This is a genomic window from Streptomyces sp. NBC_01571, from assembly GCF_026339875.1.
Classification (GTDB): Bacteria; Actinomycetota; Actinomycetes; order Streptomycetales; family Streptomycetaceae; genus Streptomyces.
Map to the genome: position 1 here is coordinate 5,924,735 of NZ_JAPEPZ010000001.1, position 15,217 is coordinate 5,939,951.

At 70.9% G+C, this 15,217-nt stretch carries 10 protein-coding genes and 1 pseudogene; 8 read left to right on the forward strand and 3 right to left on the reverse strand.

From position 1 onward, the window contains the following. The first annotated feature begins 92 nt into the window (after positions 1-92). From OHB41_RS26785 to OHB41_RS26800, 4 genes are all read left to right on the forward strand, one after another. Entirely contained in the window at positions 93-1,181 is a 1,089-nt protein-coding gene (locus OHB41_RS26785; RefSeq protein WP_266700709.1) for an LLM class flavin-dependent oxidoreductase, read from the forward strand. Beyond that, positions 1,178-1,906 carry an FMN reductase gene (locus OHB41_RS26790; RefSeq protein WP_266700710.1) on the forward strand — a complete coding sequence of 243 codons (729 nt, stop codon included), beginning with the start codon at positions 1,178-1,180 and terminating at the stop codon, positions 1,904-1,906. Before OHB41_RS26785 ends, OHB41_RS26790 begins: the two co-directional genes overlap by 4 nt. Before the next feature lie 441 nt (positions 1,907-2,347). After that, the gene (locus OHB41_RS26795) at positions 2,348-3,091 is read left to right on the forward strand and encodes a response regulator transcription factor (RefSeq protein WP_266700711.1); all 744 of its coding nucleotides are present in this window, start codon (positions 2,348-2,350) and stop codon (positions 3,089-3,091) included. Further along, entirely contained in the window at positions 3,092-4,657 is a 1,566-nt protein-coding gene (locus tag OHB41_RS26800; RefSeq protein WP_266700712.1) for a sensor histidine kinase, read from the forward strand. A gap of 109 nt (positions 4,658-4,766) precedes the next feature. Here OHB41_RS26800 and OHB41_RS26805 read toward each other — a convergent pair whose 3' ends face one another. Beyond that, positions 4,767-6,719 carry an APC family permease gene (locus tag OHB41_RS26805; RefSeq protein ID WP_266700713.1) on the reverse strand — a complete coding sequence of 651 codons (1,953 nt, stop codon included), beginning with the start codon at positions 6,717-6,719 and terminating at the stop codon, positions 4,767-4,769. Between the two features lie 520 nt (positions 6,720-7,239). On the opposite strand from OHB41_RS26805, the pseudogene OHB41_RS26815 reads away from it, so the two are divergent. Continuing rightward, positions 7,240-8,084, forward strand: a pseudogene (locus tag OHB41_RS26815) (sensor histidine kinase); the annotation flags it as partial. 74 nt (positions 8,085-8,158) lie between these two features. On the opposite strand, the gene OHB41_RS26820 reads toward OHB41_RS26815, so the two are convergent. Both OHB41_RS26820 and OHB41_RS26825 read right to left on the reverse strand, forming a co-directional pair. Then, positions 8,159-10,135, reverse strand: a complete 1,977-nt coding sequence (locus OHB41_RS26820; RefSeq protein WP_526025062.1) for an amino acid permease — start codon at positions 10,133-10,135, stop codon at positions 8,159-8,161. Between the two features lie 280 nt (positions 10,136-10,415). After that, positions 10,416-10,973: a hypothetical protein gene (locus OHB41_RS26825; protein WP_266700715.1), complete on the reverse strand. Its 558-nt coding sequence runs from the start codon at positions 10,971-10,973 to the stop codon at positions 10,416-10,418. A gap of 352 nt (positions 10,974-11,325) precedes the next feature. Between OHB41_RS26825 and kdpF the strand changes: the two genes are divergently transcribed. Genes kdpF through kdpB form a run of 3 tightly spaced genes read left to right on the forward strand, consistent with a single transcriptional unit; the run spans position 11,326 to position 15,217 of the window. After that, positions 11,326-11,415 (forward strand): K(+)-transporting ATPase subunit F, encoded by a 90-nt coding sequence (gene kdpF, locus OHB41_RS26830; RefSeq protein WP_033264828.1) that lies wholly within the window; start codon positions 11,326-11,328, stop codon positions 11,413-11,415. 8 nt (positions 11,416-11,423) lie between these two features. Beyond that, complete coding sequence (gene kdpA / locus OHB41_RS26835; protein WP_266700716.1) at positions 11,424-13,088, forward strand: potassium-transporting ATPase subunit KdpA; 1,665 nt, start codon at positions 11,424-11,426, stop codon at positions 13,086-13,088. After that, the gene (gene kdpB / locus OHB41_RS26840) at positions 13,085-15,217 is read left to right on the forward strand and encodes a potassium-transporting ATPase subunit KdpB (protein WP_266700717.1); all 2,133 of its coding nucleotides are present in this window, start codon (positions 13,085-13,087) and stop codon (positions 15,215-15,217) included. Before kdpA ends, kdpB begins: the two co-directional genes overlap by 4 nt.

The window sequence follows — 15,217 nt, forward strand, 5'->3', positions numbered from 1 at the left end:
CGGCCCCGGAGGAGAGGGGGCGGGAATAGGTCGGTGGGGGTCGTCGTTTGCGGGTATAGTTGAATCGTAAACAACCTGGAGGGCGAGCGACCATGCAGTTCGGGATATTCACCGTCGGCGACGTGACACCGGATCCGACCACCGGCCGGTCACCGAGCGAGCACGACCGCATCAAGGCCATGGTCGCCATCGCGCAGAAGGCCGAGGAAGTCGGCCTGGACGTCTTCGCGACCGGTGAGCACCACAACCCGCCGTTCGTGCCCTCGTCGCCGACCACGATGCTCGGCTACGTGGCGGCGCGCACCGAGAACCTCATCCTGTCCACCTCCACCACCCTCATCACCACCAACGACCCGGTGAAGATCGCCGAGGACTTCGCGATGCTCCAGCATCTGGCGGAGGGCAGGGTCGACGTGATGATGGGCCGCGGCAACACCGGGCCGGTCTACCCCTGGTTCGGGCAGGACATCCGCCAGGGCATCAACCTCGCCATCGAGAACTACGCGCTGCTGCACCGCCTGTGGCGCGAGGACGTGGTGACGTGGGAGGGCAAGTTCCGTACGCCGCTGCAGTCGTTCACGTCGACTCCCCGCCCGCTGGACGGGGTGCCGCCGTTCGTCTGGCACGGCTCGATCCGCTCTCCGGAGATCGCCGAGCAGGCCGCGTACTACGGCGACGGCTTCTTCCACAACAACATCTTCTGGCCGGCCGACCACACCCAGCGGATGGTCGAGCTCTACCGCGAGCGGTACGCGCACTACGGACACGGCACCGCCGAGCAGGCCATCGTCGGCCTGGGCGGTCAGGTCTTCATGCGGCACAACTCGCAGGACGCCGTACGGGAGTTCCGGCCGTACTTCGACAACGCGCCGGTGTACGGACACGGGCCGTCCCTGGAGGACTTCACCGACCAGACGCCGCTGACCGTCGGCTCGCCCCAGCAGGTCATCGAGAAGACGCTGACCTTCCGGGAGTACGCCGGTGACTACCAGCGCCAGCTGTTCCTGGTGGACCACGCCGGACTGCCGCTGAAGACCGTGCTGGAGCAGATCGACATGCTGGGCGAGGAGGTCGTCCCCGTCCTGCGCGAGGAGTTCGCCAAGGACCGTCCGGCCACGGTGCCGGACGCCCCGACCCACCAGGCCCGCGTGGCCGCCGCCCGGGAGGTGACCGTCGTATGAGGCTCGTCGTCGTCTCGGCGGGGCTGAGCGTCCCGTCGTCCACGCGGCTGCTGGCCGACCGGCTGGCGGCGGCGACCGTCCGTGGGACCGCCGCGCGGGTCGAGGTCGTCGAACTGCGCGACCTCGCCGTGGAGATCGCGCACAACTTCACCAACGGGTTCCCCGGGCGGGCGCTGAGTTCGGCGCTCGACGCCGTGACGACGGCGGACGGGCTGATCGTCGTCACGCCGGTGTTCTCGGCGTCGTACAGCGGCCTGTTCAAGTCCTTCTTCGACGTACTGGACAAGGACGCGCTCGCCGGGAAGCCGGTGCTGATCGCCGCGACCGGCGGCTCGTCCCGGCACTCCCTCGTGCTCGAGCACGCCCTGCGCCCGCTCTTCGCCCACCTGCGCGCCGTCGTCATACCGACCGGGGTGTACGCCGCCTCCGAGGACTGGGGCGCGGAGGGACTCGCCGAACGGATCGACCGGGCGGCGGCGGAGCTGGGGGCACTGATGACGGGGCTCGCGGCGGCTGCCGGTACGGCGACGGGTGCCAGGGGTGCCGAAGGCGCTCCTGGTGTCGAGGGTGCTGGGGTGGTGCAGCCGGTCGGGGCGGCGCCCGCGCCCAGGGCACCCGTCACTACCGGGACCGTGCCTGTGCGTGCCGTGGCCGCGCGGACCGCGTCCGGTGGTGGCTTCGAGGTCGTCCCTTTCGAGCAGCAGCTCGCGGCGCTGCGGCCGTAGGCGAGCGGGCCGGAAGGCCGGGTGGCGGAGTGGGCAGGGGTGGGCCGCCACCGTCGTGCGCTTCCGGCCCACCCCCTCCGCACCTGCCCGACCCGAATCGGGGGGCCTCGGGTCGGCCGGGCGGGTACCGGGTGATGCCGGACGGGTACCGGGTGACATCGGGTGATCGGGTGCGAAGGAGTCGCGTCGCGGGGCCGCCGTCCGTTCGGCCGATGGCGCCGATGGCGTGGGCGCGGCGCGGCGGGGACACGCTCCCGGAGCGTCTCGCCCGGCATTCCTTCACCGGCTTGTCCCCGGTCCGCCGGTCCGTCCTGGCATACGGGACACGGTGACCCGGCGAGGTAAGGGGCTCGCGCGAGGAGGGGTGAGAGCCGGGTAAGAAGCCCCCGCTCACCTGGCCCATCAGGTGGTGGGCGGCCGGGGGCTTGGCAGACTGGTGAGGTGCCCCAGACTGTGCTGCTCGCCGAGGACGACCGTGCCATCCGCCATGCCCTGGAAAGGGCACTGACGCTGGAGGGCTACGCGGTGACGGCCGTCGCCGACGGCGTCGAGGCGCTGGCGCAGGCCCACCGCACCCCACCGGACATCCTGGTCCTGGACGTCATGATGCCCGGCATCGACGGACTCCAGGTGTGCCGCGTGCTGCGCGCGGAGGGGGACCGCACACCGATCCTGATGCTCACCGCCCTGGTCGAGACGGCCGACCGCATCGCGGGCCTGGACGCCGGGGCCGACGACTACGTGGTCAAGCCGTTCGACGTCGAGGAGGTGTTCGCCCGGCTGCGGGCGCTGCTGCGCCGTACGAGCCCGGTGAACGGCGCCCCCGCCGGCGGACCGGAGATCGCGTCCGCCACGGCCCCGGCCCCGGCGTCCCGGGAGGCCCTGGGGCAGCTCGCCGCGGCCGGGCTGCACATGGACGTCCAGGCGCGTCGCGCGTGGCGCGGGCAGCGCGAGCTGGAACTCACCCGCACCGAGTTCGAACTGCTCGAACTCCTCGTCCGCAACGCGGGCATCGTCCTCGACCACGCCACGATCTACGACCGCATCTGGGGCTACGACTTCGGACCCGGCTCCAAGAACCTCGCCGTCTACGTGGGATACCTGCGGCGCAAACTCGACGGGCCGGGCGCGCCGGCGCTGATCCACACGGTGCGGGGCGTGGGGTACGTCCTGAGGGAGGACTGAGTGCCCCCGGGATGGCTCGCGGGGCTGCGGCCCCGGCGGCTGTCCTCCCTTCGGGCGACCTTCACCCTGTCGTTCGCGGCCGTGGCCGCCGCGGTCACGGCCCTCGTCGGTTTCCTCAGCTACGACGCCGCGGCCCGGCTGGTGCGCGTGGACCAGCAGACCGTCTTCTCCGAGGTCGTGCAGGACCTGCGCGGCCAGGTGCGGGAGACGCCGCTCGACCCGGGCGACTTCTCGTCGTCCGACCCCGACCACGACGGGCCGCTCGACGACGTCATCCGGCCCAGCCGTACGGATGTGCAGGTGCTCGGGCGCGGCGGGGCGGTCGCCGAGCGCGGGCGACCGGTCCTGCCCGTCGTCGCCGGCGACCGGCGGATCGCCGACGCCCCGGCCGCGGGTACGTGGGTGGAGCACCGGGAGGTGGACGTCGGAGGGGACCTCTACCGGGTGGCCACGGTCGCGCTCGGTGGCGGGCGGGGCGCGGTGCAGGTCGCCCAGCAGTTCAGCGACACGGAGGATCTGCTGCGGGAGCTGCAGCAGCGGACCGTGCTGCTCGTCGGGGCGGTGGTGATCGCCGCGGGGCTGTTCGGATGGTGGCTGGCGCGGCGGATCACCCGGCGGCTGGTGCGGTTGGCGGGGGCCGCCGAGGACGTGGCGCGCACCGGGCGGCTCGGCATCCAGGTGCCGGTGGCCGGATACGACGAGGTGGCGCGGCTCGGCCGGTCCTTCGACCGGATGCTCGGGCGTCTCGCCCGGTCCGAGGAGGACCAGCGGCGGCTGGTCCAGGACGCGGGGCACGAACTCCGTACGCCGCTGACCTCGCTGCGTACGAACATCTCGATGCTCCGGCGCATCGACGAGCTGCCGCCCGGCGCCCGCGAGGAGCTGGTCGCCGACCTGGCCCAGGAGTCCCGTGAGCTGACCGATCTCGTCAACGAACTGGTGGCGCTCGCGGCCGGGCAGTCCGACACCGAGCCCGTGCAGCGGATCGATCTCGCCGATCTCGCCGAGGACGTCGCGATCGTCGCGCGGCGGCGCAGCGGGCGGGATGTCGTCGTGCGGGTGAGTGGGGACACGATGGTGGACGGGCGTCCGACGGCGTTGCAGCGGGCGGTGTCGAATCTGGTGGAGAACGCGGTGAAGTTCGACCGGGACGGGAAGGTGCCGATCGAGATCGCGGTCACGGGGCCGGTGCGGATGCGGGGCGGTGAGGGGGCCGGTGCCGGTGCCGGCGTCGGCGCCGATGGAGGCATCGGTGGTGGTGCCGGTGGGGGTCTCGGCAGCGGTGTCGGTGCCGGTGCCGGTGACGTCCGTCCGGGCAACGTCCGTATCGAGGTGCTCGACCGGGGGCCGGGTATCGCCGAGGGTGATCTCGTGCGGGTGTTCGACCGCTTCTACCGTGCGGCCGATGCGCGGAGTCTGCCCGGGTCGGGGCTCGGGTTGTCCATCGTGCGGGAGGTCGCCATGGCGCATGGTGGGGGGTCGTTCGCCTTTCGGCGGGAGGGGGGCGGGGCGGTGTTCGGTTTCACGGTGAGCGGCACGGGTGACCGTCCTCCGCCCGATTCTTGACGCCCCCCGCCATCATCCCCGGGGCTCCGCCCCGGACCCCGCCAGGGGCGCTGCGCCCCCAGGTACGGACGGGTCGGGTAGGGGCGGCGCGGGCGAGGAAACCCGGGTTTCAGCCGACGTGGACGCGGGGCCGGCACGTGGGGTCCGGTTCGGCCTCGCGGAGAACTTCCCGGGTGACGGGAGCGACCTCCCCCTGACCGAAGAGGAAGAAGCGGAGGAAGTTCGCGAAGGGGTTCCCCTCGGTCCACTCGAAGTAGATGTGCGGAGTGCACCGCGTGCTGTCCCGGACGTGAAGCAGAAGCGCCGCGAGCGCGTTGGGCACGGACGACGACTCCAGCGTCAGCACGCGATAACGCCCGTGCAGCACCTCCCCGCGCACCGTGAGCCCCGTCTCGAACTCGGACGCGTCGAGGACGGTGACCTCGACGAACACGAAGTCCTCCGTGGTGGGGACGTCGTTGTCGGCGCGGATCTGTTTGATCTTCTCCCGGTACTCGCCGATGTCACGGCTGTCCGGCTCGTTGGCGATGAAGCGGATCTTACGGCTCGCGATGTCACGGACGAAGCGTTCGGCCATGGCGTCGAGGCTCACGCTGGTCACGCGCAGCTCGAAGGCGCGGGCGAGCCGCGAGAGGAGCGAGACGAGGATGATGCCGGCGATGAAGCAGGCGCCGATCTTGACACCGTCAGGACGCTCGATGACGTTGACGACGGTCGTGTAGAGGAAGACCACGGAGATGACGCCGAAGCCGAGGGTCCAGTTGCGCTGCCCGGCCTTGCGGGCGGCGATGGTCACCGCGATCGCCGCGGAGCTGATCAGCACCAGCACACCGGTGGCGTACGCACCGCCCTGGGCGTCGACGTCGGCATCGAAGATCCAGGTGACGAGGAAGGCGACCAGGGTGAAGACGATCACCATGGGGCGGACGGCGCGCGCCCAGTGGGGAGCCATACCGTAACGGGGCAGGTAGCGAGGCATCAGGTTGAGCAGTCCGGCCATGGCGGAGGCGCCGGCGAACCACAGGATGGCGATCGTCGACACGTCGTACACCGTGCCGAAGACGCCGCCGAGGTACTCGTGCGCGAGATACGCGAGCGCGCGCCCGTTGGCCTGGCCGCCCGACTTGAACTCTTTCTCCGGGATGAGCACGGTGGTGATGAAGCTGGTCACGATCAGGAACACGCTCATGATCACGGCGGCCGTGGTCAGCAGCTTCTTGGCGCCGCGGATCCGGCCGGTGGGCTTCTCGTCGGTGTCGCCGGGGTCGCCCTCGACGTGCGGCATGACGGCCACGCCGGTCTCGAAGCCGGACAGTCCGAGCGCGAGCTTCGGGAAGACGAGCAGGGCCACCCCGATCATCGCGAAGGCGTTGCCGTGCTCCGCGGTCAGGGCCGTGCCCCAGTCGGTGATCACGTGCCCCTCGGTCGCCACGTGCCACAGCCCGGTCACCGCGACCACCACGTTGAGCCCCAGGTAGATCGCCACGAGCACGACCGCGACGCCGATCGCCTCCAGGAAGCCCTTGAGGAAGACGGCACCGAGCAGGGCCACCAGGATGAGCGTGATCAGCATCTGCCTGTCGTGCAGGGCGCTGGTGAGGTGCGGGTTCTCGACGAGGTGGGTGGAGGCGTCCGCGGCCGAAAGGGTGATGGTGATCAGGAAGTCGGTGGCGGCGAAGCCCAGCAGGGTCAGGACGAAGAGCTTGCCCTTCCAGAACGACAGCAGCCGTTCCAGCATCGCGATCGAACCCTCGCCGCGTGGGCTCTCCTCGGCCACCCGCCGGTAGACGGGCAGCGCGCCCGCGAGGGTGACGACGACGAGCACGATGGTCGCCACCGGGGACAGCAGTCCGGCGGCCAGGGCCGCGATGCCGGGCTGGTAGCCGAGGGTGGAGAAGTAGTCGACGCCGGTGAGGCACATGACGCGCCACCACCGCTGGCCCTCGTGCACGGGCTCCGGCTCGGCGGGCTCCGGCACCCGGCGGTCCTTGCCCATGTCGGACAGGCCCTCCAGCATCCACGCCCGCAAGCGGCTCGTGGGGGCGTGCTCGGTGCTGGCCATCGGCGTGCTCTCCTGACGTGCGGCCCTTCGGTGTCGGGTTTCCGGCCATCGAGGAGACGGCGCGATCAGCGTATGCAGAGAGTGATGCAAGGGCCCGCGGACGAGGGGGCCGAACGCGTCAAGCTTGCGTTAAGACTGGCCGGTCGCGCATCAGGGGCGTGCCGGAGAGGTCCGCGCGCGGGGGCGCGGCCCGCGATTCGGCCGCCGGGGCGGCAGAGGTCCGGGCGGCCTGCCGCATGAGTGTGGTCCTGCCCCACCCGCCGCACGTCGCGGGCCGGCGCGCCCGCCCGTCAAGGCGGTGTCAACTTCCCCGTGAGCGACGCCAGGGAAGCGTCAAGGCCGCTGCGTCGCGCGGACGCCGGGGCTTGGCTGAGGGGTGATGAACGATGTACGGCCGACGCGTGAGGTGCGGCCCGGACGGCTGAAGGTCTACCTCGGGGCTGCCCCGGGCGTCGGCAAGACGTACCGCATGCTCGACGAGGGGCACCGCCGGGCGGCGCGCGGCGCCGACGTGGTGGTGGGGTTCGCGGGGCCGGGCTCCCACCTGGTCCTGCGCCGGCCGCACACTCGCCTCCTCCGAGCGGCGGGTGCTGGCCGCCTTCGCCGCGCATGTGGGGTCCGCCGTCGAGCGGGCCAGGCTCGCGGAGGCCGCCGCCGAGGTGGAGCCGGTCCGGGCCGCCGACCGGATGCGTACAGCGCTGCTGCGGGCGGTCGGCCGCGACCTGCGCACCCCGCTCGCCGCCGGCTGGGCCGCCGTCGCCTCGCTGCGCAGCCGTGACGTCGAGTTCTCCGCCGCGGACCGCGACGAACTCCTCGCCACCGCCGACGAGTCGATGGCCAAGCTGAACCGGCTGGTGGAGAACCTGCGCGACCTCAGCCGTCTGCAGGCCGGCGCGCTCTCCCCGACCTGCGGGCCACCGCCCTGGAGGAGGTGCTCCCGGCGGCGCTCGCGGACGTCCCCGGCGTAGAGGTCTGCGACCTGGAGAGGCTCCCGGCCGTGCTCGCCGACCCGCCGCTGCTGGAACGGGTGATCGCCAACCTGGCCGGCAACGCCGCCCGGCACACCCCCGCGGGGCGCCCGGTGCTGCTGACCGCGAGCCCCACGCGGGCCGGGTCGAGGTGCGGGTCGTGGACCGCGGTCCGCCGTCCGACCGCGACCGCCTCTTCGAGCCCTTCCAGCGGCTGGGCGACACCGACAACTCGACCGGTCTGGGTCTGGGCCTAGCCCTGTCCCGGGGCCCGACCGAGGCGATGGATGGCACCCTCGTCCCGGAGGACACCCCGGGCGGCGGGCTCACGATGGTGCTGTCACTGCCGTGCGCGCGGGACGCGGAGGACTGTGTGCCGCCGATGGTGGTGCCGTAGAAGCCGGCGGCGGTGCCGTGGAAGGGTGTCGGGTGTCGTAGGGGGCCGCCGCCTTGGAAGGGCGGGGCGCGCCGTCAGCGGTGGTGCCGCGGCGCGGTGCCCCGCGGCTCGCCCCGGCGCACCGATCCGGGCGCGCGGGCGGCCGGCCGGTCGGCGTGGGCGGCCGAGGTCAGCTGCCACGGCACGCTCGTGACCATGACGCCCGGTGTGAACAGCAGCCGGTTCTTCAGCCACAGGGCCGACTGGTTGTGGAGGAGGTTCTCCCACCAGCGGCCGACGACGTACTCGGGGATGAAGACGGCGACGATGTCGCGCGGGCTCTCCCGGCGCACCGAGCGGACGTACTCCACGACCGGCCGGGTCACCTCGCGGTAGGGCGAGTCGATGACCTTGAGGGGGACCGCGATGCCGTACTCCTCCCAGTGCCTGCGCAGCGCCGCCGCCTCGTCGCGGTCCACGGAGACCGTCAGCGCCTCCAGATGGTCGGGGTGCAGGGCCCGCGCGTAGGCGAGGGCGCGCAGCGTGGGTTTGTGCAGGGTGGACACCAGGACGATGGCCAACACCCGGGAGGGAAAGGTGAGTTCGGTCTTCGGGTCGGTCACCGCCAGTTCCGCCGCGGTGGTGTCGTAATGGCGTCGGATCCCGCGCATCATCACCCACAGGACGACGGCCGCGAGGACGGCGAGCCACGCGCCCTGGGTGAACTTGGTGGCCAGCACGATCACCAGGACCAGGCCGGTGACGACCGCGCCGATCGTGTTGATCACCCGGGCCGTGTGATGGTGGCGGCGCCGTGCCGGGTCGTGTTCGGCGCGCAGTTCGCCGTTCCAGTGCCGGACCATGCCGAGCTGGGAGAGCGTGAAGGAGGTGAACACGCCCAGGATGTAGAGGTGGATGAGGCTGGTGACGTTCGCTCTGAAGCCCCACAGCAGCAGGCAGGCGACGATCGCCAGCGCCAGGATGCCGTTGGAGAAGGCCAGCCGGTCGCCGCGGTTGTGCAACTGGTGCGGCAGGAAGCGGTGCTGGGCCAGGATCGAGGCGAGCAGCGGGAAGCCGTTGAAGGCGGTGTTCGCCGCCAGGATCAGGACGAGCGCGGTCACGGTCTGGATGAGGTAGAAGCCGGGACTGTGTTCGCCGCCGAAGACCGCCGCCGCGATCTGGGCGATGACCGTGCGCTGGGTGTAGGCGGAGCAGGAGCCGGTCAGGCCCGTCAGACGGCAGGGGTCGCCGGTGATGTGGACCTTCGTGATCAGCGCGAGCGCGGTGACGCCCGCGAACATGACGACCGCGGTGACGCCCATCGCCGCCAGCGTGGCGGCCGCGTTCGCCGACTTGGGCTTGCGGAACGCCGGTACGCCGTTGGAGATGGCCTCGACTCCCGTCAGCGCCGTACAGCCGGAGGAGAACGCGCGCAGCACCAGCATCAGCAGGGCCAGGCCCGTGAGGCCCGCGTCGGAGGGGGCCGCGGTGATGCCGTAGCCCGCGCTCTCGGCGACCGGCGCGTCCCCGAGGGCGCAGCGGACCAGGCCCGTGATCACCATGATGAGCACGCCGCCGACGAAGAGGTAGGTGGGGGCGGCGAAGGCCCGTCCCGACTCGCGCACGCCCCGGAGGTTGATCGCGGTCAGGACCGCGACGAAGCCGATGGCCAGCAGGACGCGGTGGGAGGCCAGCTGGGGGAGGGCCGAGATGATGTTGTCCACGCCGGAGGCGACCGAGACGGCCACCGTCATGACGTAGTCGACGAGCAGGGAGGCGGCCACCACGAGACCGGCGGAGGGGCCGAGGTTGGTCGACACCACCTCGTAGGAACCGCCGCCGCTCGGGTACGCGTGGACCACCTGGCGGTACGACAGCACCACGACGGTCATCAGGGCGACGACCGCGGCCGCGATCCACGGGGCGAAGTGCAGATACGCCAGGCCGCCGAGGGTGAGGACGAGCAGGATCTCCTGGGTCGCGTACGCCACCGAGGACAACGGGTCCGAGGCGAAGACGGGCAGCGCGAGCCGCTTGGGCAGGAGCGTCTCGTGCAGCTCTTCGCTCCGCATGGCCCGGCCGATCACCAGCCGTTTGAGGATCCCCGTCACGTTGAACACGGCCGGAGACTAAGCCGGGCGAGCGTCCGGGACGGGGAGGGCGAACGGCCCGGGGGCCTTGAAGGGACCGTTAGGGTCCCGCCGCGCAGGTGCAGATGGAGCAAGGAGGGCGGGGCGGTCCGTGCCGGTTCTTCGCGAGGCGCGGGCCCCGTTCCGGGCCGACATCACTCCAGCGCCGACATCACGGCAGCCCCGTCATGGGTCCAGCGCCGATATCACTCCGGCCCCGCCGTCACTCCAGCCCCGACACCCTGAAGACCGTCCGTGCCGTCTCGCGGTCGATCCGCTCCGAGACGCGGCGCAGGGCCGTCTCCCCGCAGGTCAGCGAGCCGCGGTGGGCGGAGCGGCGGGCGTCCTCGTCGAGGCGGTGCCACAGCGGGGGGTTGGCGACCAGGACGCGGGGGTCGATCTCGGCACGGGCGCCGAAGGCGTCCCGCAGGACGAGGCGCTGCCCGACCCCGTCCAGGCAGCGCACCGACACCAGGTGGTCGGTGCGCACCCGGTGCCCGCGCAGCGGTCCGCGCGTGCTCAGCCAGCCCTCGCCGGCGGCGACCCGGGAGGGGTACAGCACCAGGAGGAGCAGTGCCGCGAGCGCGGTCCACAGCCCGGCGCGTACGGGGGTGAGGCTGCCGGCGGCCCCGTCGATCAGCAGCAGGAGGACGAGGAGAGCGCCCGCGCAGCGGAGCGAGCTGCGCAGGTCTCTTTCCCAGAGGCGGTCGTACGCCACCTCGGCCGGTTCCCCGTGCGGTACCGGTGCGGGGGCGTCGCGGGTGTGGTCGCGGCGGTCCATGGCACCGACGGTAGAGACCGCGAAGGCCGGGGTCACCCCGCCTTGACGGGCCTCTGACGGCCCGGGGCGTCAGGGTTGCGACAAGGGCCGGGAAGCCGGCGGTTCCGAGGTGATCGCCGTCCCGGCGTCGCCGCCCGAGGCCCGCGTATGGGTTGCGTCAAGGCCGTACGAGGCTCCGTATAGGAGGCGTCAACGGCGCTCGAAATCGGCCAGAGAGGCGGTTTCCTCTACCCGTCCGTTCCATTATTCCGAACCTCATCCAGGAGCTCACGATGGCCGATGTGGCCTTCGTTGTCACCACGATCGCGGTGTTCGCGCTGGTGGCCCTCGTCGCCAAGGGGGTGACGAAGCTGTGACCGCCGAGAACATTGTCGGCCTGGTCGTGGCCGTCGCCCTGCTGGGCTATCTCGTCCTCGCCCTCGTCTTCCCGGAGAGGTTCTGAGTCTCGACATGAGTCCCGTCCTCGCCGGCGTGCTCCAGCTTCTCGCCCTGATAGCGGCGCTGGCTCTCGCCTACATCCCGCTTGGCGACTACATGGCCAAGGTCTACTCCTCCGACAAGCACTGGCGTGTCGAGAAGTGGATCTACAAGGGTATCGGTGCCAATCCGAACACGGAGATGCGCTGGCCCGCGTATCTGCGTGGTGTCCTCGCCTTCTCCGCGGTCAGTGTCCTCTTCCTCTATCTGCTGCAGCGGCTCCAGGGCCATCTGCCCGGCTCGCTCGGTTTCTCCGCGATCGACCCGGACCAGGCGTTCAACACTGCCGCGTCCTTCGTGACGAACACCAACTGGCAGTCGTACTACGGCGAGCAGGCCATGGGCCACGTCGTGCAGACCGCCGGTCTGGCCGTGCAGAACTTCGTCTCCGCTGCTGTCGGTATCGCGGTGGCCGTCGCGCTCGTGCGCGGCTTCTCGCGTTCGCGCACCGGTGAGCTCGGCAACTTCTGGGCCGACCTGGTGCGTGGCACGATCCGTATCCTGCTGCCGCTCTCGGTGGTGGCCGCGGTCATCCTGGTGGCCTGCGGTGCGATCCAGAACTTCTCCGGGATTCACTCGGTGGGCCAGTTCATGGGCGGCTCGCAGCAGTGGAACGGCGGCGCGGTCGCCTCGCAGGAGGCCATCAAGGAGGTGGGCACCAACGGTGGCGGTTACTTCAACGCCAACTCCGCGCACCCCTTCGAGAACCCGACTCCGTTCACGAACCTTTTCGAGATCTTCCTGCTGCTGGTCATCCCGTTCGCGCTGACCCGCACCTTCGGCCGGATGGTCGGCTCGCTCAGGCAGGGTTACGCGATCCTCGCCACCATGGCCACGATCTGGGTCGGTTTCGTCGCCCTGATGATGTGGACGGAGTTCGCCCACCACGGCCCGGCGTTCCAGATCGCCGGCGGTGCGATGGAGGGCAAGGAGAGCCGCTTCGGTGTGGGTGCGTCCTCGATCTTCGCGGTGTCCACGACCCTGACCTCGACCGGTGCGGTGGACTCCTTCCACTCGTCGTTCACCGGTCTCGGCGGCGGCATCACGATTTTGAGCATGCAGCTCGGCGAGATCGCGCCGGGCGGTACCGGGTCCGGGCTCTACGGCATCCTGATCATGGCGGTCATCGCGGTGTTCATCGCCGGTCTGATGGTCGGCCGCACCCCGGAGTACCTGGGCAAGAAGATCGGCACCCGTGAGATCAAGTTCGCGGCCTGCTACATCCTCATCACCCCGGCTCTGGTGCTCGTCTTCACCGCCGCGGCGATGGCGCTGCCCACTCCGGGCCACTCGATGACCAACAGTGGGGCGCACGGATTCTCCGAGATCCTGTACGCCTACTCCTCGGGCGCCAACAACAACGGTTCGGCCTTCGCGGGTCTGAACGCGGACACGCAGTGGTTCAACAGCACGATCGGTCTCGCGATGCTGCTGGGCCGGTTCCTGCCGATGGTGTTCGTGCTGGCGCTGGCGGGCTCGCTCGCCGAGCAGAAGCCGGTCCCCGCCACCGCGGGCACCCTGCGCACCGAGAAGCCGCTGTTCACCGGTCTGCTGGTGGGCGCGATCCTGATCATCACCGGTCTGACCTACTTCCCGGCGCTCGCGCTGGGTCCGCTGGCCGAGGGGCTGGCGTCATGACCACCGACGTAACGAACCAAGAGGACGAGATGTCCACAGCCACTCCGACCCGGGCGCCGCACAGTGATGTGCCGACCGGCCACAAGTCCGACGAAGGCCGTGTCGGTGCGGGTCTGTTCGACCCGCAGCAGCTGCTGAGGTCGCTGCCGGACGCCTTCCGCAAGCTCGACCCGCGGGTGATGGTCAAGTCGCCCGTGATGTTCGTGGTGCTGGTCGGCTCGGTCCTGACGACGGTCTTCTCCTTCAAGGACCCGGGCGACTGGTTCGGCTGGGCGATCAGCGCCTGGCTGTGGCTGACCGTGATCTTCGCCAACCTGGCGGAGGCGGTGGCCGAGGGCCGCGGCAAGGCCCAGGCGGACACGCTGCGCAAGGCGAAGACGGACACCGTCGCGCGGCGCCTGAGTGGCTCCGCCGAGGAGCAGGTGCCCGGCACCGAACTGCGCGTCGGTGACCTGGTCGTGTGCGAGGCGGGCGACATCATTCCCGGCGACGGTGACGTCGTCGAGGGCGTCGCGTCCGTCGACGAGTCGGCCATCACGGGTGAGTCGGCTCCGGTCATCCGGGAGTCGGGCGGCGACCGCAGTGCTGTGACCGGCGGTACGAAGGTCCTCTCCGACCGGATCGTCATCAAGATCACGACGAAGCCCGGTGAGACCTTCATCGACCGGATGATCGCCCTGGTCGAGGGCGCGGCCCGGCAGAAGACCCCGAACGAGATCGCGCTGAACATCCTGCTCGCGTCCCTCACGATCGTCTTCCTGCTCGCGGTGGCGACCCTGCCGCCGTTCGCGGACTACGCGGGCACGCACCTGACCATGGTCGTGCTGGTGGCCCTGCTGGTCTGTCTGATCCCGACGACGATCGGCGCGCTGCTCTCGGCGATCGGTATCGCGGGCATGGACCGACTGGTGCAGCGCAACGTGCTGGCCATGTCCGGCCGTGCGGTCGAGGCGGCGGGCGACGTGTCGACCCTCCTCCTGGACAAGACCGGCACCATCACGCTCGGCAACCGTCAGGCTTCGGAGTTCGTGCCGGTGACCGGCACGACCGAGGCGGAGGTGGCGGATGCCGCCCAGCTCTCCTCGCTGGCCGACGAGACGCCCGAGGGCCGCTCCATCGTCGTCCTGGCGAAGGAGAAGTACGGGCTGCGCGAGCGCCACCAGGGCGAACTCGCGGGCGCCGAGTGGATCGCCTTCACCGCCCAGACCCGGATGTCGGGTGTGGACGTCGACGGGCGCATGATCCGCAAGGGTGCGGCCGGTTCGGTCGTGGCCTGGGTCTCGGAGCGGGGCGGCGAGGTGTCCGCGGACGCCGCCACCCTCTCCGACCGCATCTCCCAGGCGGGCGGTACCCCGCTGCTGGTGGCCGTCGAGGACACCGAGGGCGCGCGCGTCCTCGGGGTGATCCACCTCAAGGACGTCGTCAAGGAGGGCATGCGCGAGCGGTTCGACGAGCTGCGCCGGATGGGCATCCGCACGGTCATGATCACGGGTGACAACCCGCTGACGGCCAAGGCGATCGCGGACGAGGCCGGCGTCGACGACTTCCTCGCGGAGGCCACTCCCGAGGACAAGATGGCGCTCATCAAGCGTGAGCAGGCCGGCGGCAAGCTGGTCGCGATGACCGGCGACGGCACCAACGACGCCCCCGCGCTGGCCCAGGCGGACGTCGGCGTGGCGATGAACACGGGTACGTCGGCCGCCAAGGAGGCCGGCAACATGGTCGACCTCGACTCCAACCCGACCAAGCTCATCGAGATCGTCGAGATCGGCAAGCAGTTGCTGATCACCCGGGGCGCGCTGACGACGTTCTCCATCGCCAACGACGTCGCGAAGTACTTCGCGATCATCCCGGCGCTGTTCGCGGCGGTCTACCCGGGCCTGGACAAGCTGAACATCATGCACCTGTCCTCGCCCGACTCCGCGATCCTGTCGGCGGTCATCTTCAACGCGCTGATCATCATCGCGCTGGTGCCGCTGGCCCTGCGGGGTGTGCGGTACCGGCCCATGAGCGCCGACCGGATGCTGCGGCGCAACCTCGGGATCTACGGCATCGGCGGCCTGATCGCCCCCTTCATCGGCATCAAGATCATTGACCTGCTCATCTCCCTCATCCCCGGAATCGGCTGA